The following is a 20,574-nucleotide window of genomic DNA, read 5'->3' on the forward strand; positions in this document are numbered from 1 at the left end:
TTATCCCAGTAAGTGATGAATACGCTTGAGACCTGTCACCAGGCGATCCACTTCTTCATGGGTGTTGTACATGGCAATCGACGCCCGACACATGGCGGGAACGTGATAGTAGGCCATCAGCGGCATTGCGCAGTGATGCCCCGTCCGCACGGCGATCCCATAGTTATCGAGAAAACTCCCGACGTCATAGGCGTGATGTTTGCCGAGGTTAAAGGCAATCACCCCCAAGCGGTTATCCGGTCCGTAAAGCGTCAAATCCGGCACGTCCGCCAGCTGTTCCAACGCATAGCGCATCATGAACTGTTCATATTCGCTAATTTCAGTCAGCCCCAGCGCTGAAACATACTCAATAGCCGCGCCAAGCCCGATAATTCCTCCTGTGTTAGGCGTACCGGCTTCAAAACGCCACGGCGCTTTGGCCCACGTCGTCCCCTGGCTCAGGCTCACGGTCGCAATCATCGAACCGCCGCCTTCCCATGGCGGCATTTCCTGCAGCAGCGCCTCTCTGGCATACAGCACGCCAATACCAGTTGGCCCGTAGAGCTTGTGTCCGGAGAAAACATAAAAATCGCAATCTAACGCCTGCACATCCACTTGATGATGCATAACCGCCTGTGCGCCATCCACCAGTACTTTTGCGCCGTATTGATGCGCCAGCGCAATCATCTCACTTAGCGGGTTTTCGGTGCCCAGTACGTTTGAAACATGGGTAATTGCCAGCAGTTGCGTACGCTCATCGAACAGCGCTGGCAACGCTTCCAGTTGCAATGTGCCGTCGGCATTGAGCGGAATGACCCGCAGTTCTGCGCCCACGCGGGCGCACAGCATTTGCCAGGGAACAATGTTGGCATGGTGCTCCATTTCGCTGATGATGATGTTATCGCCAGTCCTGACATTGCTGGTGCCCCAACTGTTCGCCACCAGGTTAATGCCTTCCGTGGTACCGCGAACGAACACCAGCTCTTCAGCGGAACGAGCGTTAATAAACAGCGAGGCGAGCTTGCGCACATTCTCCATTTTTTCCGTGGCCTGCGCGCTCAGCGTATGGATACCACGGTGAACCGCCGCATAGCCGTGACGGTAAAACTCGGCTTCGGCATCGATCACCTGATTAGGCTTTTGCGCGCTGGCGGCGCTGTCCAGATACGCCAGCGGTAAACCGTTCACTTCACGCGTCAGGACCGGAAAATCAGCCCGCACTTTTTCAATGGGAAATGTCATGCTACGCCTCCCGGCAGGCGGTGAGCGATCCGCGCCAGTACCAGTTGTTTAAGCGTTTCATCGCGCAGGGCTTCCGTCAGCTCAGCGGCAAACGCATAGAGAATCATCTGTTGAGCATCCTGCTGACCGATCCCGCGCGAACGCAGATAGAACATCTGCTCGTCGTCAATCCGCCCTACCGTCGCCCCGTGACTGCATTTCACGTCGTCGGCATAAATTTCGAGCTGAGGCTTGGTGTCCACTTCCGCCAGTTTTCCGAGCAGTAAATTGTTATTGGTCATCTGACCGTCGGTTTTAATGGCGTGTTGAGCGACGTTGATCAGACCATTGAACACCGCCCGCCCCTTATCGCTGACAATCGTTTTATGCAACTGGCGGCTGTTGCAATAGCCCTTGTTGTGCGCAAGCCAGGTCCGGGTGTCACAAACTTCGTTTTTCACCGGCATCGCCAGGCTGTTAAGGCGCAGCGTGGTATTTTCGCCGTTGAGCTGGGTACTGGTGTTATGGCGTAACACGGCATCACCCAGCAAGAAACTTTGGCTGACTGCCGAGGCATCGGCACTCAACTGAATATCATTATGGGCAAAGTGGTGGCTGAGCGAATTCTCAAACGCCAGTTTAATGTGGTGCAAATGTGCATTGGCCGCGACGTTCATCGTTAAGCGCGCCCCGGTAAAATGGCGAAGCTCGCTGAGACTGACATAATGCTCAATAACGGTGGCTTCTGCGCCTTCCGCCAGATCCAGATGGTGACGATAGTGCGCCGTATTCACCGCATCGCCCGTCGCTCCCTGGGTAATGTGTAGCAGCAGCAGCGGTTTCGCTGGTCGCTGGTTACGCTTGACCAAAATGTGCGTTACGCTGCGGGACAGGCTTTCGGTCAGGTGCAGGAATACTTCCGGCTGAATAGCCGCAGGCAGCATCTGACGCTCATCATTAACGGTAATATCAAATCCGCTACCTTCCACGCTGTCGCTGAGCGTTGGACAAAATTTCCCGTCGACAAACACCAATCGTACCGCATCAATCGCTGGTGCCAGCGCCTCAAACTGGGCTAGCGTTAGCGCGGAGATATTGCTGACGAACTGGCTGTTGGTTAATCCCTCCAGCGGCGTGTATTTCCAGTCCTCATGCTTACGCGTTGGCAGCCCCAGACGCAGCAGTTGTTGCAGATGCTGTTGCGCATAGTGCGAACGGGTCTCCCCTTGGGTCTCAAACAGATGGTGCCACTGTTGCAGCACGTTACTGCTGTTCGCTAAGCCAGCCATATCCTTGCTCCTCCAGTTGTTTGACCAGCGTGAAATCGCCGGACTTCACAATTCGCCCCTGGTAGAGAACGTGAACATAATCGGGTTTGATATAGTCCAGGATGCGCTGATAGTGAGTGACGATAATGAATGAGCGTTTCCCGTCGCGCAGCGAGTTCACGCCATCGGCGACGATTTTCAGCGCATCGATATCCAGCCCGGAGTCTGACTCATCGAGAATGCACAACTGGGGCTCCAGCACCGCCATTTGCAGAATGTCATTCCGCTTTTTCTCACCGCCAGAGAAACCGACGTTTACCGAACGCGTCAGTAAGTCTTCCGGCATCTTCAGCAGCGCGATTTTTTCTTCCATCAGATCCTGGAAGTCGAACCTGTCCAGCGACTCCTCCCCACGATAACTGCGCACCGCATTCAGCGCCGTTTGCAGGAAAAATTGATTACTGACGCCGGGAATTTCTACCGGATACTGAAATGCCATAAAGATCCCTTCACCGGCCCGGTCTTCCGGCGACAGTTCCAGTAAATCCTTACCGTTAAATTCAACCGTCCCGCCAGTGACTTCGTAGTCTTCACGTCCGGCGAGCGTGGCGGACAGCGTACTTTTCCCGGAACCGTTCGGCCCCATAATGGCATGGACTTCTCCGGGACGAATCTCAAGGCTGAGCCCACGCAGAATCGCCTTATCTTCGACACTGACCTGTAAATCTTTAATGCTTAACATGTGCTTTCCTTAAATTTTAACCGACGCTGTGTTCAAGACTTATGGCGAGAAGTTTTTGCGCTTCCACCGCAAATTCCAGCGGCAGTTCAGAGAACACGTCTTTACAGAAACCGTTGACGATCATCGAAATGGCATCCTCTTCGCTGATGCCGCGTTGCAGACAGTAAAACAGCTGGTCTTCACCGATGCGTGACGTCGTGGCTTCGTGCTCAAGCTGAGCGCTGTTGTTTCGACACTCGACATACGGGAAGGTATGCGCCCCGCAGTCCGCCCCGATCAACATGGAGTCGCATTGGGTATAGTTACGCGCGTTGGTGGCGGTCGGCATGATTTTTACCAGGCCGCGATAGCTATTCTGACTCTGACCGGCGGAGATCCCTTTCGAGATGATGGTCGATTTGGTGTTCTTGCCAATGTGGATCATCTTGGTGCCGGTATCGGCCTGCTGGTGACCGCTGGTCAGCGCGACGGAGTAGAATTCGCCGATGGAGTTATCGCCACGCAGAATGCAGCTTGGGTATTTCCAGGTAATGGCCGAGCCGGTTTCCGACTGCGTCCACGACATTTTGCTGTTTTCGCCTTCGCACAGCGCGCGCTTGGTGACGAAGTTCAAAATGCCGCCGGTATTACCATCACCGGGGAACCAGTTTTGCACCGTCGAGTATTTCACTTCAGCATCTTTATGGATGATAACTTCCACTACCGCCGCATGTAGCTGGTAGCTGTCGCGTACCGGAGCTGAACAACCTTCGATATAACTGACGTAGCTGCCCTCATCCGCAATCAGAATAGTGCGTTCAAACTGCCCGGTCTTTTCTGCATTAATCCGGAAGTAGGTCGAGAGTTCCATGGGACAACGCACGCCTTTCGGCACATAGATAAAGGTGCCATCAGATGCCACTGCGGCATTCAGCGCGGCGAAGAAATTATCATTACCCGGAACGACGGTTCCAAGATACTGTTTCACCAGCTCGGGATGGTCATGAATCGCCTCACCGAACGAACAGAAAATAATGCCCTGCTCTGCCAGCTTGTCGCGATAGGTTGTCGCCACCGACACCGAGTCGAAAATAGCATCAACCGCCACCTCTTTTCCTTCACGAACCGGCACCCCTAGCTGTGCAAAGGCGTCTTCTACCTCTTTGCTTAAAAAGGCATTCGCCCCTGTTTGCTGAACAGCCCCCGGTTCAGAAGCACAGGTTTCATCACAATTGCCGCAGGACGGCGCAGAGTAATAGCTGTAATCCTGATAATTCAGCTTGTCGTAGTGCGCTTTGAGCCAGTGCGGCTCTTCCATGGTGAGCCATGCGTTAAAGGCATTCAGGCGAAACTCCAGCATCCAGTCGGGTTCATTACGTTTTGCCGAAATCGCGCGCACAACGTCTTCATTGATCCCTTTTGCCAGCTCATCGGTTTGCAGTTGGGTGAAGAAGCCCTCTTTATAATTGAGGTGCCCGCCAGCCCAGGTGTTGACATCATCAGTTGCTTCAGTATTACGAGACATAGTACCGCCTATACCCCAAAACTTTCGCCACAGCCGCATTCGTTCTGGGCTTTCGGGTTATGAAATTTAAATAACTGATTTAATCCTTCGCGAACGAAATCGACTTCCGTCCCGTCGATAAACGGCATCGCCTGTAACGGCACATAAAGTCTGGCGCCATCAGATTCATACAGCAGATCGTCTTTTTCCGGCTCACGGACGGTGTCCAGCACGTAGCCGAATCCCGCGCATCCGGTTTGTTTCACACCTAAACGCACGCCCAACATACCGGGTTGTTTTGCCACCAGTTCGCGGATGTGCGCCGCAGCTGCCGGCGTTAACGTCAAACCACGCCATGCGAAATCGTCCGGGTTAAATGTTCCTGAATGCAATTCCATAGGGTTACCTCGAGTCATTAGCTTTCAAGCTATAACACCATGTTAGTGATAATGATTATCACTTCAACCCCTCAACAGCAGGGGCATTCGGGTTAATCGCCATTTTTGGCTACTTTTAATAAGCATAGACCCTGCAGCGCGGGTTATCAGAGATGGATTATTTTCTTCAATACATTGATTAATAATGGATTATGAAAATCCAATCGTTCAGGCAGGTCAAACGCCAAAAGATGTATAGGTAATACCTATTTAAGGAATTGGTTTTAAAATCTGAATAAAATCATGCAATTATTGTATAATCAGGGACTTAATATTTGCATATTACAAAACGTATTGATTTACAGGCATATTACTTACGTTAATAAAAAAGCGGTAAGCATAAACTTACCGCCCTTTAACTATTACCAGTTAACCCGAATTCCCAGGTTGCCAGCAAAACCATGCATATTGCCTTCAAAATCATGCTGATATTTCATATCTGCATATAGTGAAGCATTTTTGGTAATATCACCGGTAAAACCACCGCCCACTTCATACCATTGGTCTGAATAATCTTGATTAAATTTCACCGAGCTCACCGTTACATCTGGTGAACGACCAATATTAGTCAGGACATTTGCGGTTAAATATGGATGAGCTTTAGATGTTTTAACGCTATCATAACCCAGACGTCCTCCGATACGAGCAAGGCCCGAGTTATCAGACGTTGATTTAACGTAGGCAATGCCATCGTTTGTCGCATCTAAGTGAAGGTATTGATACATAAGTTGAACTTGAGGTTCCAGATATAACCCATTGGCATATTTGAATGGCTTACCTGCCTCTACGGATAGAGTTATGCCATCACCATCCTGAGTGGCATCATTACCGTAAATACTATTATATTCATTACGATAGTGAGTATACTGAGCCACAGTATCTACATATACGTCATTTGAAAAATATGAGGTGTAATAAGCCCCTACACCGTAACCTTTGGAATTGATCTTACCTGTCGTTGTCGATCTGCCTTGATACATTCCACGAACAGAATCTTTAGCAGACGTGCTAACTTGTCCGAAAGTAGCAAATACGCCACTATGTACTCTGGTGCCATCTTCTTCAAAGTTGTTATAAAGATCGCCGCCAAGCTGAGCAAACCAGGTGTCGGCGTCATAGTTAAAACGATCTGCATTAGATTTTGTTTCACCGCCGCCAATACGTCCCCAGGCCCCCTGAGGCATATTACTTTCTTTCTTAATATTTTCCTGTTCACCGACCCTTTCATGCAAAGTACCAACGGTCTGATAGCCATACATACGGTTTAAGTACGGGGCGATAACGTAACCAGGTACTGATGGGTTATATGATGGTTCCGATGTTGGGGCCGGAGTCGGATTTGGCGTCGGCTCCGGAGTTGGGTTTGGCGTCGGATTTGGCGTCGGCTCAGGGGTTGGATTCGGCGTCGGCTCCTCGGTCGGTTCTGGGGTAGGCTCTAAAGTCGAGCGCAAATACCATCCATTTCCTGATTGGCCGCCGTTATACGCCAGATATTCATAAGCGCCTGCGACAACAGGTTTTGATAGCGTTACCGAGCTCGTATCCTGACCACTGATAGAAGCAAGTTTAATACCATCGTTTACCGTGAGCGCCCCCGCTCCACCAATCTGATTGATATTAATCGTATGGCTACCGGCAGCATCACCATTAACTACAATTCTGTCAGAAACTGTATTAGCGTCGCCTTCATTAAGAACCGTATTAAAATTTATCGTTCCATTATTTCCTGAGAATGAATTCGTCGTGATGGTCTTAACATCATTAACGCCACTGCTTTGAAAGTTAATCAAAGCACTATTTAAGGTAATAGCCGCAGAATTTGAATCGCCCGTCACATTCCACTGGCTTCCATTGGCAATGTTTAGATTTGTCATATCAACAGCTTTACCTGTCCAGACAGAGCCATTGTTAAGCGAAAGCGAAGCCGTCGATGATGAGGTATTAATTGCATCCCCCGACACAACAGAGTTAGCATCGGCATTGACTTCTAACGCCGCTGCCCCCGTGTTTTGAATAAACACGCCGTTATTAACGGTGGAATTAACCTCATTTAACTGGATGGTCCCATTGCCTTCTATAGCATAGATAGACTCACCGGCAAGAGATGATAATGCACCGCCAGTCATTGAAAACGTCGACACGCCGCGATTCTGCAAAATTGCCGGGCTTTGGATGCTATTAGTCGTATTTACTGTTGTATTAGTAAGAACGACATCCCCACCCTCAAGAGAAACACCTGGCGAATAGTTACCTTTCGTCTCTAACGCACTATCCGTGACGTTAATCTTGCCGCCAGATACCGCCCGTACCGCCGCTGAAATGTGATTCTCGGTAAGTATATTTGAGTTACTAATATTGGCGATGGCGCCATCCCTCGTCATAACGCCTGCAGCGGATGAATTTTTTGTGTTTATATTGCTATCAACAACGTTCAGGGTAGCCCCTTCTTTTATCGCGTATGCACCAAGCGCACCCACTCCAGCAGTTGAAATGTTAGTATTGGTGAGCGAGATGCTTGTCGGATTATTCAAATCACCGCTGCCATCTACATAGGCGCCATGAATGTTCGCACCTGTCGTGTTGATATTTATGGCATCTGTACCCTGGATTGAGACACTGCTTGCGGATGCAGCATAAATCGCAGATGTTGTGAAGATGGATGATGATGAATTCTTTTCGATGGTGCCAGTACCTGACAATGTGATTGTACTGCTGTCTGTAGCAGATATAGCAGAAGCATCATCGCCAGTACTCACAATATTGAACCGATCGCGAACGTCAACGTTACTATTATCTTGAGCAACTATCGCTGAAGCACCACTTCCGGTGGAATTAACACTTAACAGCCCCTGTGAGCTAACGTTGCCTGAACTCGTGGCATAGATGCCAAAAGATTCGTCGCCTGTCGTGTTGATTGAAACTCCATTGAGCTGTGAATCACCGCCAGCGATAACTGAAATACCGTTTGCAGTCGCCCCACTGGTCGCAATGGATGAATTTTGTATCACACCTGCACTATTGCTGCCGAGGAACTTAATACCATCGGCATCTGTCCCGGAGGTCGTTACGGTCGAGTCACTAAGTAAAAAATCATCCCCAACAAATACCCCATTTGCATTTGCACCCGATGTGGAGATAGCTAAGTTGCTTCCATGGACGGAAGTCCCCACTCCGTTAGCATCCATTGAGATACCATGCGCAGTATCGCCAACGGTTTTAATATTTAATTTAGAGGATGAGGTGCCATTAAGCTCGATACTGGCCCCATTTGATGCATTCACTGCAGACGAATTGACTCCTCCACCAGAAGGTAAAAGAGAGGATGTCTGAATCAAGCCTCCGGCATTAACAATTACACTGGTTCCGTTTCCGCTAGCTTCTATTGCGCTATATGGGCCATTGGCAGATGCATCGTTGTTAGCCGTTACGTTTAACGTCCCGGCGGAAACATCAACTTTGCCGCCGTTTAAGGCATATATTCCATACGAACTTCCATTTGCTGTGATGTTAAGGTCCCCCTGGCTTGTTACCGAAGAACCTGTACCATCCACTTTAATTCCGGATGAATCGCCGCCAGAAGTCGTAATAGTTGAAACGCCGTTGAGATTAACCGTCCCGCCAGATTGAGCAAGAACGCCCTCAGAGTTACCTCCGGTCGTGACAATATTTAATGCCCCAGGCGAAGTAATTGTTCCTGCATTCAAAGCAAATAACTCTGGAGTATCAGAAGTACTGCTTGACGATGAATAGCCTGCAGGCACATTAGTTGATGTGTTATCGGCTATCGTTTGCGCCTTAGCGATCTCAGTTGATGTTGAGAATAGAAGACCAATCATTATTGATACTTTTGATAACCTGGTGTTTAAGCAAGACATCGACGCTCCTTAATTCCCATATCTCTAAAACCCCACTACGTTTGCAGTGAAGTTCATTTTCTTAAGAGGTGTAATTACTTGAACGATCCTGGAGAATAGTAATAGCTCATGGCATAACTAAGTTATGTATAGCCCCATGATTTAGAAACATCAAGTTACACAGTTTTACGCCACGAGTATACCCTGGTTATTAAAGCTATCAATTTCCAACCAGCATGAAAAATCCTAAACTTTTTAATGCGGCAAATAGGTTCAGATTTAATATCCTGTTGTTTTATATCTATTACTTTCCTTTACATCCTTATCCTTGTCGTCCTGTTTTCGTTTTTATCTTGTCCTGACATACATAACAGACACCGTAACTAACATTTCTTTGACCGGCAGACCAGGCATATATTAACCATTTGATATATATGAAATTCCCCAGCCCACCGCTAACCGCACATTCCTGTTTATAACGATGCAGTCGCGAACAGGATCGTCGTCAATAAGTAATACGTTTGAAATTCTGCAGGCATTACGGCGCATTGCAACGTAACTCCCGATTTAATAATCGGAATAAATTATTTCTCGCTTAACGAATTGCCTCTCGCCCCTCTCGTTATGTAAATTTATGTAAAGAGAAGATTCAAATGACACAATCAGGAATAGAACACATAAGAACCTTGTGGATATATAATTCACAAAATAGAGAGAGTACAGAACATTAAACCAGACATAAACGCAAAACCAAGATTAAAATATCAAAAAAACGGGCCAGTACAAATGCTTGAACCACAAAACGACCTTATATTACATAATAATTTCATTTAATTTCATTAAGTTACCATTTCAATATGGAATTAATTATTTTCCCATATTGCAAGGAAAGTATTCCCCATGTGAATATACTTACATCGTGAGTACTCATTGAACATTGATACTAAAATTCCACTTTTATGATGAGAATCCTGCGTATGATGAAGCCAAATGATGAAATGAAGTTAATTATCTCCAAATGGTTATCATCCGGTGCCGCGCGTATCATAATAAAAAGCGAAATTGGAATTGAGCGTACTTTAGGCGTTAAGCCGAATAATACTGACTTCGTCTTTCTGACTGAAGGAGCGATGGATATCAGGAGAACAAGGGACGACCTGGTATTCTGTACTGCGCTTGCGCCCTATATTATGAGCGGGACCGACCATCCTGAAAGTGAAGCGTACTTTTATGGTGAGATACGGGCTCATTCAGTAGCATATCGGATTAAAAAAGAAACCGCATTGAATTTAGTGGAAAAGTTCAATTTATTCAAAGAATTGTGGATAGTTGAAAAGTATAAATCTCAAGCCATATGGCGCAGAGATGCCAACCTCAATGGCGCATCAGTTAAAGTGGCAATCGGAGAGCTGATTACCGTTCTTAGTATGCTCCCACCAGAGTTTAGAAAATCAATCTCTGTTTATAAATTTCTTCAGGAAAGAACAAAGTATTCAAAAAGTACAATAATGCGTGTCGTAAACCATTACAGAGATAATGGCCAACTAGATATTAAAAATGGAATACTTATTGAATGGATTCCTAAAGAAAAAGGATAAACACTATGGGATTTCATATACATACTTACTGTGCCTATACCCGGCAGGGGGTTTTGGGCCTCATTGATGAAATATTTGAAACTTCACAACCCGATGAGGTCATTCATATTTTCGATCTCATCGAAAACCCACATCCAATCTTACTATTAAATAAAATAAAAAATTACATGCGGATTACATTAGATGAACCGCAGAAAATAATAGCTATATGCAATAAACAGACAGCAGATTTTCTGCGTAAATTCAGCATACTATGCATTACACCGACAGAATCAATATTAAACTGGGTGGATATTCTAAAAAAAGCAAAGGCGTATACTAAGTGGTCTGTAGCCAGCATTCCAGAACTGGAGCATCATTACGCTTCAAAGCCTCTGACAAATAAGGATTTTTTTATTCTTGAGCATTTGTGTCAGGGTTATTCATTTTCTGAAATATCTGAACTAAGTGGTTTGAATGCAAAGATAGTTTATGCCAGACTCAGTAAAATTAAATGTGAATTTAACTTAGAAAGGAATAACATCCATCTCGCTTACACTTTTATTTTAGAGTCAAGAACAAACTATTTTCATTGTGGCAGACAGTCCAATTATCATCGTTAAAGGCACATAGAAATTAAGCGCTTACAGTCTCAGCAGCAATGCATTATTATGCGGAACAGTGCAAATAACAAAAAACCCTTAAGTCTGCTTGCTGGCAGGCTTAAGGGTTCCGGCCCCATCCGGCGCTTATCTCCGGCACTCGTAATGGCTTAGCTCTTGAAGGGGCATAAGAATAATCTCACTCCCGGATAAGTTTTGTTTAACACAAATTGCGGTTTGATTGTTTTTTGAGCGCAGTCAATGACATAATTCGCGCGTTGTTTCACTAATTGCGTCTAACAACAAGCGTAACCCCGCAGGCTGATGCTCACGAGAAAGATACAACCCGTATATTGGCAGGCGTTTAGGCTGTAGCTCTGGCAGTAACCGAACTAACTTTCCCTGCGCCAACCCTTCTCGCGCTTCCGGCTCCGGTACCAGCGCAATGCCCATACCCGCCAGCGCCGACTCACAGAGCAGCGAAGAGATCCCGGCGCTCAAATTCCCTTTGATCGCAACAGAAACCGTCTGCCCTTGTACATCGAGAAAGTGCCAGGATTTTCCGGCAAAGCCGCTGTAATAGAGGCAGTTATGCTGCGTAAGATCGTCGAGCGTTTCAGGAGTGCCATGTTGATGCAGATAATCGACAGACGCACACAGCACTGATTCACAGTCCCCCAATCGACGGGCGATGGTCCCAGGCTCGGGGGTATCCGTAATGCGGATCGCCACATCGATGCGTTCCCCGACCAGACTTACCGGTTGATTATTAATCTCAACCTCAATGCGCAGTTGCGGATACCGCGCCAGAAAAGTGGGCAGCACCGGAGCAAGAATATGCATCGCGGTATAGTGCGCGCAAGCGACACGTAGCGTACCGGAAGGTATTTGCGCGGCACTGGCGGCAGCAATATCCAGCGAAAGTTGCGCCAGAGAACGCGTTTTCACTAACGCTTCTTCTCCGGCTGGCGTGATCGTCAGGCGACGCGACGACCGATGGATAAGCCTTGCCCCCGCCCATTTTTCCATTTCGTCGAGGTAACGACTAACCATCGGTCTGGAAAGCCCCAGCGCTCGCGCGGCGGCGCTTAAGCTGCCCAAATCACAGATATGGTTGAATACCGTTGCCGCCATTACTCTGTCCATTGCATCCCATCCGATCGTTTTAAGAAACTCAGCATACCCTGATACAGGAATTCTAACAGATGCAAATATCCTTAAAATACGCGAACTATCAAAAGACAATTTCCTGCACAAGGTTACCTGGTATGAATGTTAAAACTCTGGCTCTGCTGTTACCCCTGTTCTCCTCTTCACTCTTTGCCGCCCCGCTCCAGCTGGACGTCTACAACCCGCAGGATAAGGCTATTTTCCCGGTCTCCTCGACGCTGGTTTCAGGACCGAAAGAAGCGATTTTGTTTGATGCGCAGTTCAGCACCAAAGATGGCGAACAACTGGTACAGATGATTCACGCCAGCGGTAAAACGCTGAAAGCCATCGTAATCACCTCCGGCGATCCGGATTTCTATTTCGGTCTGCAGCCCCTCGTCAACGCCTTCCCACAGGTAAAAGTGCTGGCAACACCGCATGTGGTTGAGCATATCCGCGCCACGAAAGAGGCCAAACTGCAGTTCTGGGGCCCGCAAATGAAGGACGGCGCGCCAACATCACTCACCGTGCCGCAAGCCACCACACAAACGCGTTTCACGGTTGATGGCGAAACGCTGGAACTTCGCCATCCCAACGATTATGCGGCGTATGTCTGGATCCCGGCGAACCGCGCAATCATTGGCGGTACCGGCGTGGCTTCGGGGATCCATGTCTGGACGGCGGATACACAATCTGCTGAACAGCGTTCCGCGTGGCGCAATGCGTTAAGCGAGATGCAGAACTTACAGCCCGCTCAGGTGGTCCCGGGGCATTATATTGGCGAACGCCCGACAGGCGATAAAGCGATTCGCTTCACCCGGGACTATTTGCAGTCATTTGAACAAGCGTTAAGCGCGAATAAAGGTTCAGCTTACGTGATTAAAACCATGACGGCGGCATGGCCAGGTCTGGCGGACGCCAGCTCTCTGGAGCTAAGCGCGAAGGTCAATACCGGTGAGATGAAGTGGTAAACAAGATTTAACGCCAAAAATAACCCCGAACGCATGTCGGGGTTACATTACAATAAGCATACCGGAATCAATGAACGCCCATGCGCCAGGCAAAATAGATCTCTTCTTTCAGTTCAGTTGAAGAGAGCGTCAATAAATCCGCAAACTCCAGCTCAAGCTGTTTCAGTCTTTTCAGGTACTGAGCCGGTGAAAGATCGGTTTTATCACGACGTAAAAACTCTATTGCCAGTTGGGCCGGGTCTAATTGGGTAGACATATCATCCTCGCTTGTGTTCAAAACCTGCACAGTATAACACCATTCACTGCGCAGATAATGACCAAAAGCAATATGCATCACAAAATAGCGGTCGTCAGACGCGATGTGCAACACAATCGCCCTTGCTCATCGAAGATTTCGATTTGCCATACCTGATGGCGAGAGCCGGTATGAATGGCGCTACACACGCCTCTGACACGCCCTTCCCGCGCAGAGCGAACATGGTTGGCATTAACCTCAAGGCCCACTACTTTTTGCTCTCCCTGAGTGCACAGGTAACCGGCCACTGAACCAATGCTTTCCGCCAACACCACCGATGCACCGCCATGTAGTAAACCAAAAGGTTGTTTGGTGCGATGGTCCACCGGCATTGTGGCCTCCAGGGTATCGTCGCCAATATGTTCAAAGCGAATGTCGAGCAACCCCACCATATTTCCTTCACCCATGGCATTGAGCGCCTCAAGAGTGACTTCACGTTTCCAGATCATCCTATAATCTCCAGCAGTGCCTGTAATGGATGGCGAACGCCCGTGCCTTCAACGCGTTTAACCTGGCTACGACAGGAATATCCGGTAGCCAGACAACGATTTCGCGGCAGTCGTTGCATTGCCTGGTGCCATGATAGCTCATAGATCCCCAGTGAGTTCTGGTGATTTTTCACTTCGTGCCCATAAGTGCCTGCCATGCCGCAGCATCCCACGCTGACGTTCTCCAGCCTGGCGCCAAAACGGGCAAAAATAGCTGCCCACTGCGCAGGCGCGCCTGGCAGGGCCGTCACTTCGGTACAATGACCAAAGAAATACCACGGCTCACCGGCAATAGCAGCTGGCTGCTGTGACGCCACAACGGTAGATAACCATTCGTTGACCAGCAATACATGGAAATCCCCCCGCTGTTCTCCAAGCGCCAGCTTGTATTCATCGCGATAACAGAGCACCAGCGCCGGATCAACGCCCACCATTGGAATATTCAGCTTCGCCACCCGGTTGAGAAACTCAGATGTCTTTTTCGCTGTTTTGGCAAAACGGTTTAAAAAGCCTTTAATGTGCTGCGCTTTGCCGTTTGGCGAGAACGGCAGCAGTACCGGCTGTAAGCCCAGTTTTTCTACCAGACGGATAAAATCAGCCACCACCTGCGCATCGTAATAGCTGGTGAACGGATCCTGTACCACCAGCACCATACGGGCTTTTTGTTCCGGGCTGAGTAATTCGAGCTGCTCCAGTGTCATGTTCGCAGAACGATGACCAACCAACTGACGTTGCAGCGACGGCGCAGACAACAACGGTAAATCCACCATACCGATGTGCTTTTTAGCCAGATTACGCACCAGCGGCTGATTGATGAAGAAATTAAACGTTTTGGGCGCACGCGCCATGAGCGGCGCATAACTCTCAACGGTCGCCACCATATGATCGCGCAACGGTCGCAGATAACGCGTGTGGTACAGTTGCAGGAAGCGCGAGCGGAACTCCGGTACATCAATTTTAATCGGACATTGCGTGGAACAGGCTTTACACGCCAGACAACCGGACATCGCCTCTTTGACTTCATGCGAGAAATCGTATTCGCCCTTACGCGCATGCCAGCTGTTGCGGGTGCGGGCAATCAGCGTGCGTAAACTGGCGCGTTTTTCCGGCAGCTCTTTTTCCAGCTGTATCGGGTCAATTCCGCGATCCGCCAACAGACGCAGCCATTCACGTACCAGCGTGGCACGGCCTTTCGGCGAGTGGATACGGTTGAGGCTGATTTTCATCGACGGGCACATGGGGCTTTTCGCATCAAAGTTAAAGCATAACCCGTTGCCGTTACACTCCATTGCTCCGCGCCACTCTTGCCGCACCGCCAATGGGATCTGTCGGTCATAAGTCCCGCGCTTGACGGCATCCACTTTCATCATTGGCGCGTCAACGTCTTCCGGTGGACAGATTTTCCCCGGGTTCAGCCGGTTTTGCGGATCAAATACCGACTTCACTTTGCGCAATTCGCGATACAGTTCGTCACCGAAAAACGCCGGACTGTATTCTGCACGAAAACCTTTCCCGTGTTCGCCCCACAGCAGACCACCATATTTTGCCGTCAGCGCGACCACATCGTCAGAAATGCGTTTCATCAGCACTTCTTGCTGCGGGTCACACATATCCAGCGCCGGTCTGACATGCAGCACACCGGCATCCACGTGGCCAAACATGCCATAACTCAGACCGTGGCTGTCGAGCAGCGCACGGAACTCGGCAATATAGTCAGCCAGATGCTCCGGTGGAACGCAGGTATCTTCGGCGAACGGAATAGGCTTCGCGGAACCTTTCGCATTTCCCAGCAAACCGACGGCTTTTTTACGCATGGCGTAAATGCGCTCCACGCCCGCGAGTTCAGTACACAGCTGCCAACCAATGACACCGGCCTCCTGACGGGCAATTAAGCCGTCCAGGCGTTCGCACAGCGCCCTGACCTGAGCATCAATCAATGCTTCATCGTCACCCGCAAATTCGACGATATTCAGGCCCAGCATTTCTTTATCCGGTACGTCGGTAATCAACTCACTTACCGAATGCCAGACGATATCTTCCCGCGCCAGATTAAGCACTTTGGAGTCAACGGTTTCTACCGACAGTGCGCGCGCTTCCACCATAACCGGGGCGTTACGCAATGCTGAATCAAACGAGTCATACTTGACGTTGACCAATTGCCTGACTTTGGGCAACGGCGTGATATCCAGGCGCGCTTCGGTAATAAACGCCAGCGTACCTTCTGAGCCGGTAAGAATGCGGGTTAAATCAAATTCGGTCATCTCGTCGTTGAAGACGTGCCGGAGATCGTAACCGGTAAGGAAGCGATTGAGTTTGGGGAATTTATCAAGAATAAGCTGCCGGTTATCACGACACCGCTCATACACCGTCTTATAGATGCGGCCAATAGTGGTATTGCTGTTGCCCAGCGTTTGGGCGAGTTCGACCGGCATTGGCTGAGTATCAAGAATATCGCCGCCCATCAGCACCGCGCGGATACCCAGCACGTGATCGGAGGTTTTACCGTAAACCAACGAACCTTGTCCGGATGCGTCGGTATTGATCATCCCGCCCAACGTTGCCCGGTTACTGGTGGATAATTCCGGGGCAAAGAAATAGCCGTAAGGCTTCAGAAACTGGTTGAGCTGATCTTTGATTACCCCGGCTTCGACCCGCACCCAACCTTCCTGCGGGTTGATTTCAATAATGCGACTCATATAACGGGACATATCAACAATAATGCCCTGATTCAACGCCTGACCGTTCGTCCCGGTACCGCCGCCGCGCGGGGTAAAAATCAACGACGAAAAAAGAGGTTCAGCCGCCAAACGGGCGATCAGCGCCACATCTGCCGTTGAACGCGGGAAAACCACAGCATCAGGAAGCAGCTGATAGATACTGTTATCTGTCGACATTGTCAGCCGATCGGCGTAGCTCGTTGCCGTATCGCCCGTGAATCCTTGCTGCTCCAGCGCCTGCAAAAAATTGAGCACCAGTTGAACGACACCTGGCGCCTGAGAAATTTGTGGAATCATTATAGTGACCCTTTCCTGCGGTCTGTGTTGTGAATTTAATCGTTTGCGTGTTGCTTTGTTTGTTGTATCACATTTTTTTCTAATACACTCAGCAGATTTACAGGCAGAATCCGCCTGTTCAAAACCGCTGAAATTGCTCATCATTACAGGGTGTGATTTAAGTGTTCACGTCGCGTCAACGTTCTGACGCAAAGACAAAGGTGAAAAGTATTTATGGTAAATTTTCGTCAGCCCAGGGATATTGCGCAAGTGCTGCTAACGGTGCTGTTTTTAGCCATCATGATTGTGGCCTGTCTCTGGATTGTGCAGCCCTTTATCCTCGGTTTTGCATGGGCGGGTACGGTGGTCATCGCAACCTGGCCTATCCTGTTACGCTTGCAAAAACTGCTGTGGGGACGCCGTTCACTGGCGGTGCTGGTAATGACCCTGCTGTTAGTAATGTTGTTTATCATTCCTATTGCGCTGCTGGTTAATAGCATTGTTGATGGCAGCGGACCGTTGATCCATGCCGTCACCGCTGGCGATATGACGCTGCCGGATCTGGCGTGGTTGAACAGCATTCCGTTGGTGGGAGCCAAAATGTATGGCGCATGGCACAGCCTGCTGGATATGGGCGGCGCAGCCATTATGGCCAAAGTTCGGCCTTATGTCGGCGCCACAACGACCTGGTTTGTCGGTCAGGCTGCGCATATTGGTCGCTTTATGATGCATTGTGGCCTGATGCTGCTATTCAGCGCCCTGCTGTACTGGCGTGGTGAGCAGGTGGCGTTAGGGATCCGTCATTTCGCGTGCCGACTGGCATCCAAACGCGGTGATGCCGCCATTCTGCTGGCGGCGCAGGCCATTCGCGCTGTTGCGTTAGGTGTTGTGGTTACGGCTCTGGTACAGGCGGTCCTCGGCGGCATTGGTCTGGCGGTAACCGGCGTGCCGTATGCGACGCTGCTGGCAGTATTAATGATCCTCTCCTGCCTGGTACAACTGGGGCCGCTGCCGGTGCTGGTCCCGGCCATTATCTGGTTGTACTGGACTGGGGATTCGACCTGGGGCACCGTGCTGCTGGTGTGGAGCGGTGTGGTCGGAACGCTGGATAACGTCATTCGCCCAATGTTGATTCGTATGGGCGCCGATTTGCCGCTGATCCTTATCCTTTCCGGGGTCATCGGCGGATTAATTGCATTCGGCATGATTGGTCTGTTTATCGGCCCGGTAGTCCTGGCCGTGTCCTGGCGTCTGTTCTCTGCCTGGGTGAATGAAGCGCCTGCGCCGGGGAGCGATCCAGACGAACTCCTCGCAGAAATAGAAAGCAATAAGTAATCCAACGTCAGGCGGCATTGCCGCCTGATTGTTTAGCAATGTTAATCTATCCCGTCCCGGTACTGAGTTAAACCGAACGGTACTCTCCTCGCAGCACTCATTTATGTCGCAAATTCTTTACAGTTTTTAAACTATTGAGATGAATCTGATCGACGCGAAAAATCAGTATGCCTACTATTAGCTCAAGGCTGTAGATCAACACATTGATTTATAAGCATGGAATTCCCCTGAGTGAAACAACGAATTGCTGTGTGTAGTCTTTGCCCATCTCCCACGATGGGCTTTTTTTTGTCCTTCACTCACCTCCGCACTCGACTGACTGCAAAACTCAGTACCTCTTCCCTGCTATACAACAAATAATATTGCACAAGATACTGTGACTCTCTTCAAGCCGAAATATCCACAGCAATGCTATTACTATTCCACCGTCTTTTATGAGGTGATCAAATAATGAACGCATTGGAACTGCAGGCTATCCGCCATATTTTTGCTATGACGGTGGAAGAAAGCGCGATGTATATCTCGCGTGATAATAATGTTGCCGCATGGCAACAATGGGAAAATGGCGAAAGGGAAATCCCGGAGTACATCGCGCACATTTGTAAAGAAATGAAAGCCAGACGGAAAGTAAGAATTAATGCAGTTATCGACAAAATTAATAACCGCATTGGTAATAACACTATGCGTTTTTTCCCCGATCTGAACTCATTTCAGACGGTTTATCACCACAACGATTTTCTCGACTGGAAAATCTATCAATCGGCTGCTGTTGAGCTCTACGCTCACGACCTTGAGCGTTTGTGTTAAGCATTTACAACGCCATACCAATTTAGCCTCTTCGCTGAGTAACACATTATGAAAAACACCTATTTCTTCACTGCGATAGGGCTGTACTTTAATTACCTGGTCCACGGCATGGGGGTCATTCTGATGAGCCTCAATATGTCTTCGCTTGAACACCAGTGGCAAACCAACGCCGCGGGCGTCTCGATCGTTATTTCCTCGCTGGGCATCGGTCGTTTAAGTGTCTTATTAATGGCTGGCATGCTCTCCGATCGCTATGGCCGCCGACCGTTTATTATTTTCGGCATGATCTGCTACCTGATTTTCTTTGTTGGCATCATCAATACGCATAGTATTTTTATCGCCTATGCCTTTGGCTTTCTGGCGGGAATGGCCAACAGTTTTCTCGATGCCGGAACCTATCCCAGCCTGATGGAGGCGTTTCCCCGATCGCCCAGTACAGCCAATATATTAATAAAAGCCTTCGTCTCCAGCGGCCAGTTTCTGCTTCCTATGATTATCAGTTTGTTGGTGTGGGCCGAGCTTTGGTTTGGCTGGTCCTTCCTGCTGGCGGCCGCCATTATGATAATCAACGGCGTGTTTTTGTTTCGCTGTCGCTTCCCGGCGCATCCAGGAAATCAAACTTCCATCAAGGCATTACCTGCTAAACGGGAAACACAACAATCTGAACATCGTTGTTCGATTCTCGATCTTGCCTGTTACACTCTGTATGGCTATATCGCCATGGCGACATTTTATCTGGTAAGCCAGTGGCTGGCGCAGTACGGACAGTTTGTTGCTGGCATGCCTTATACGTTATCTATCAAATTGTTAAGCATTTACACCTGCGGCTCTTTGCTGTGCGTATTGATTACTGCTCCACTGGCGCGCAAAGCGGAACGCGCGACATTGTTGTTGATGCTGTACACCTTTATTTCATTTATTGCGCTGCTGGTGGTTTGCCTGCACCCGACACCCTACGTGGTTATCACCTTTGCGTTTGTCATTGGATTTTCTTCAGCCGGAGGCGTGGTGCAAATCGGTTTAACGCTGATGGCGGCACGCTTTCCACATGCAAAGGGTAAAGCGACCGGCATTTACTACAGCGCGGGCAGCATTGCGACTTTCACCATTCCGCTGATCACAGCAAGAATCTCTGAGACCAGCATTGCTCATATCATGTGGTTTGATGCCGGTATCGCCGCTGTCGGTTTCCTGTTGGCGCTGTTTATTGGGTATCGCAGCCGCGCCGCATTAAAACATCAACTAAAAATGGCGACGGTCGCAGAATAACGGGGATGCAATATTGTTCATCCCTTCTGCAACATAATTGGCTGCCCTTTTAAATTATCAGCGAAAAGTCATCAGGAAGAATTAAATTCACAGTTTAAGATGCA

At 49.1% G+C, this 20,574-nt stretch carries 16 protein-coding genes and 1 other RNA gene; 7 read left to right on the top strand and 10 right to left on the bottom strand.

What is annotated here, in order from left to right:
* The 6 genes from sufS to M4I31_RS13005 form a co-directional block, all read right to left on the bottom strand.
* A complete protein-coding gene (sufS, locus tag M4I31_RS12980; protein WP_085049437.1) occupies window positions 1-1,221 on the bottom strand; it encodes a cysteine desulfurase SufS in 1,221 nt (406 codons plus the stop codon).
* Window positions 1,218-2,489, bottom strand: coding sequence for a Fe-S cluster assembly protein SufD (gene sufD / locus M4I31_RS12985; protein ID WP_085049438.1), 1,272 nt, complete (start codon window positions 2,487-2,489; stop codon window positions 1,218-1,220). Before sufD ends, sufS begins: the two co-directional genes overlap by 4 nt.
* Complete coding sequence (sufC, locus tag M4I31_RS12990; RefSeq protein ID WP_038640264.1) at window positions 2,464-3,210, bottom strand: Fe-S cluster assembly ATPase SufC; 747 nt, start codon at window positions 3,208-3,210, stop codon at window positions 2,464-2,466. Before sufC ends, sufD begins: the two co-directional genes overlap by 26 nt.
* Before the next feature lie 16 nt (window positions 3,211-3,226).
* On the bottom strand, window positions 3,227-4,714 hold the full coding sequence (sufB, locus tag M4I31_RS12995; protein WP_038640262.1) for a Fe-S cluster assembly protein SufB: 1,488 nt from the start codon (window positions 4,712-4,714) through the stop codon (window positions 3,227-3,229).
* A gap of 8 nt (window positions 4,715-4,722) precedes the next feature.
* Window positions 4,723-5,091, bottom strand: coding sequence for a Fe-S cluster assembly scaffold SufA (gene sufA, locus M4I31_RS13000; protein WP_038640259.1), 369 nt, complete (start codon window positions 5,089-5,091; stop codon window positions 4,723-4,725).
* 401 nt (window positions 5,092-5,492) lie between these two features.
* Window positions 5,493-9,005 carry an autotransporter outer membrane beta-barrel domain-containing protein gene (locus M4I31_RS13005; protein WP_085049439.1) on the bottom strand — a complete coding sequence of 1,171 codons (3,513 nt, stop codon included), beginning with the start codon at window positions 9,003-9,005 and terminating at the stop codon, window positions 5,493-5,495.
* 956 nt (window positions 9,006-9,961) lie between these two features.
* Between M4I31_RS13005 and M4I31_RS13010 the strand changes: the two genes are divergently transcribed.
* Together M4I31_RS13010 and M4I31_RS13015 are read left to right on the top strand one after the other, a co-directional pair.
* Complete coding sequence (locus M4I31_RS13010; protein WP_161668284.1) at window positions 9,962-10,582, top strand: helix-turn-helix domain-containing protein; 621 nt, start codon at window positions 9,962-9,964, stop codon at window positions 10,580-10,582.
* A gap of 5 nt (window positions 10,583-10,587) precedes the next feature.
* Entirely contained in the window at window positions 10,588-11,184 is a 597-nt protein-coding gene (locus tag M4I31_RS13015) for a hypothetical protein (RefSeq protein ID WP_085049441.1), read from the top strand.
* 237 nt (window positions 11,185-11,421) lie between these two features.
* Here the strand turns inward: M4I31_RS13015 and M4I31_RS13020 are convergent, their stop codons facing one another.
* The gene (locus M4I31_RS13020; protein ID WP_038640250.1) at window positions 11,422-12,309 is read right to left on the bottom strand and encodes a LysR family transcriptional regulator; all 888 of its coding nucleotides are present in this window, start codon (window positions 12,307-12,309) and stop codon (window positions 11,422-11,424) included.
* Window positions 12,310-12,431: 122 nt separating this feature from the next.
* Between M4I31_RS13020 and M4I31_RS13025 the strand changes: the two genes are divergently transcribed.
* On the top strand, window positions 12,432-13,283 hold the full coding sequence (locus M4I31_RS13025; protein WP_085049442.1) for a Vmh family MBL fold metallo-hydrolase: 852 nt from the start codon (window positions 12,432-12,434) through the stop codon (window positions 13,281-13,283).
* Window positions 13,284-13,350: 67 nt separating this feature from the next.
* Here the strand turns inward: M4I31_RS13025 and M4I31_RS13030 are convergent, their stop codons facing one another.
* From M4I31_RS13030 to M4I31_RS13040, 3 genes are all read right to left on the bottom strand, one after another.
* The gene (locus M4I31_RS13030) at window positions 13,351-13,539 is read right to left on the bottom strand and encodes a YdiH family protein (protein ID WP_029139522.1); all 189 of its coding nucleotides are present in this window, start codon (window positions 13,537-13,539) and stop codon (window positions 13,351-13,353) included.
* Between the two features lie 77 nt (window positions 13,540-13,616).
* On the bottom strand, window positions 13,617-14,027 hold the full coding sequence (gene menI, locus M4I31_RS13035) for a 1,4-dihydroxy-2-naphthoyl-CoA hydrolase (protein WP_042308766.1): 411 nt from the start codon (window positions 14,025-14,027) through the stop codon (window positions 13,617-13,619).
* Window positions 14,024-17,080, bottom strand: a complete 3,057-nt coding sequence (locus tag M4I31_RS13040; protein WP_085049443.1) for an FAD-binding and (Fe-S)-binding domain-containing protein — start codon at window positions 17,078-17,080, stop codon at window positions 14,024-14,026. Before M4I31_RS13040 ends, menI begins: the two co-directional genes overlap by 4 nt.
* A gap of 213 nt (window positions 17,081-17,293) precedes the next feature.
* Between M4I31_RS13040 and ydiK the strand changes: the two genes are divergently transcribed.
* From ydiK to M4I31_RS13060, 4 genes are all read left to right on the top strand, one after another.
* Window positions 17,294-18,394, top strand: a complete 1,101-nt coding sequence (gene ydiK, locus M4I31_RS13045) for an AI-2E family transporter YdiK (protein ID WP_069324246.1) — start codon at window positions 17,294-17,296, stop codon at window positions 18,392-18,394.
* A 184-nt stretch (window positions 18,395-18,578) separates the two neighbouring features.
* An RNA gene (gene rprA, locus M4I31_RS13050) (antisense sRNA RprA) lies at window positions 18,579-18,686 on the top strand.
* A 158-nt stretch (window positions 18,687-18,844) separates the two neighbouring features.
* Complete coding sequence (locus M4I31_RS13055; RefSeq protein WP_038640241.1) at window positions 18,845-19,201, top strand: YdiL family protein; 357 nt, start codon at window positions 18,845-18,847, stop codon at window positions 19,199-19,201.
* Between the two features lie 48 nt (window positions 19,202-19,249).
* Window positions 19,250-20,470, top strand: a complete 1,221-nt coding sequence (locus M4I31_RS13060) for an MFS transporter (RefSeq protein ID WP_085049444.1) — start codon at window positions 19,250-19,252, stop codon at window positions 20,468-20,470.
* Window positions 20,471-20,574: the final 104 nt, after the last annotated feature.

This window comes from Citrobacter sp. XT1-2-2, assembly GCF_023516235.1.
Lineage (GTDB): Bacteria > Pseudomonadota > Gammaproteobacteria > Enterobacterales > Enterobacteriaceae > Citrobacter > Citrobacter werkmanii.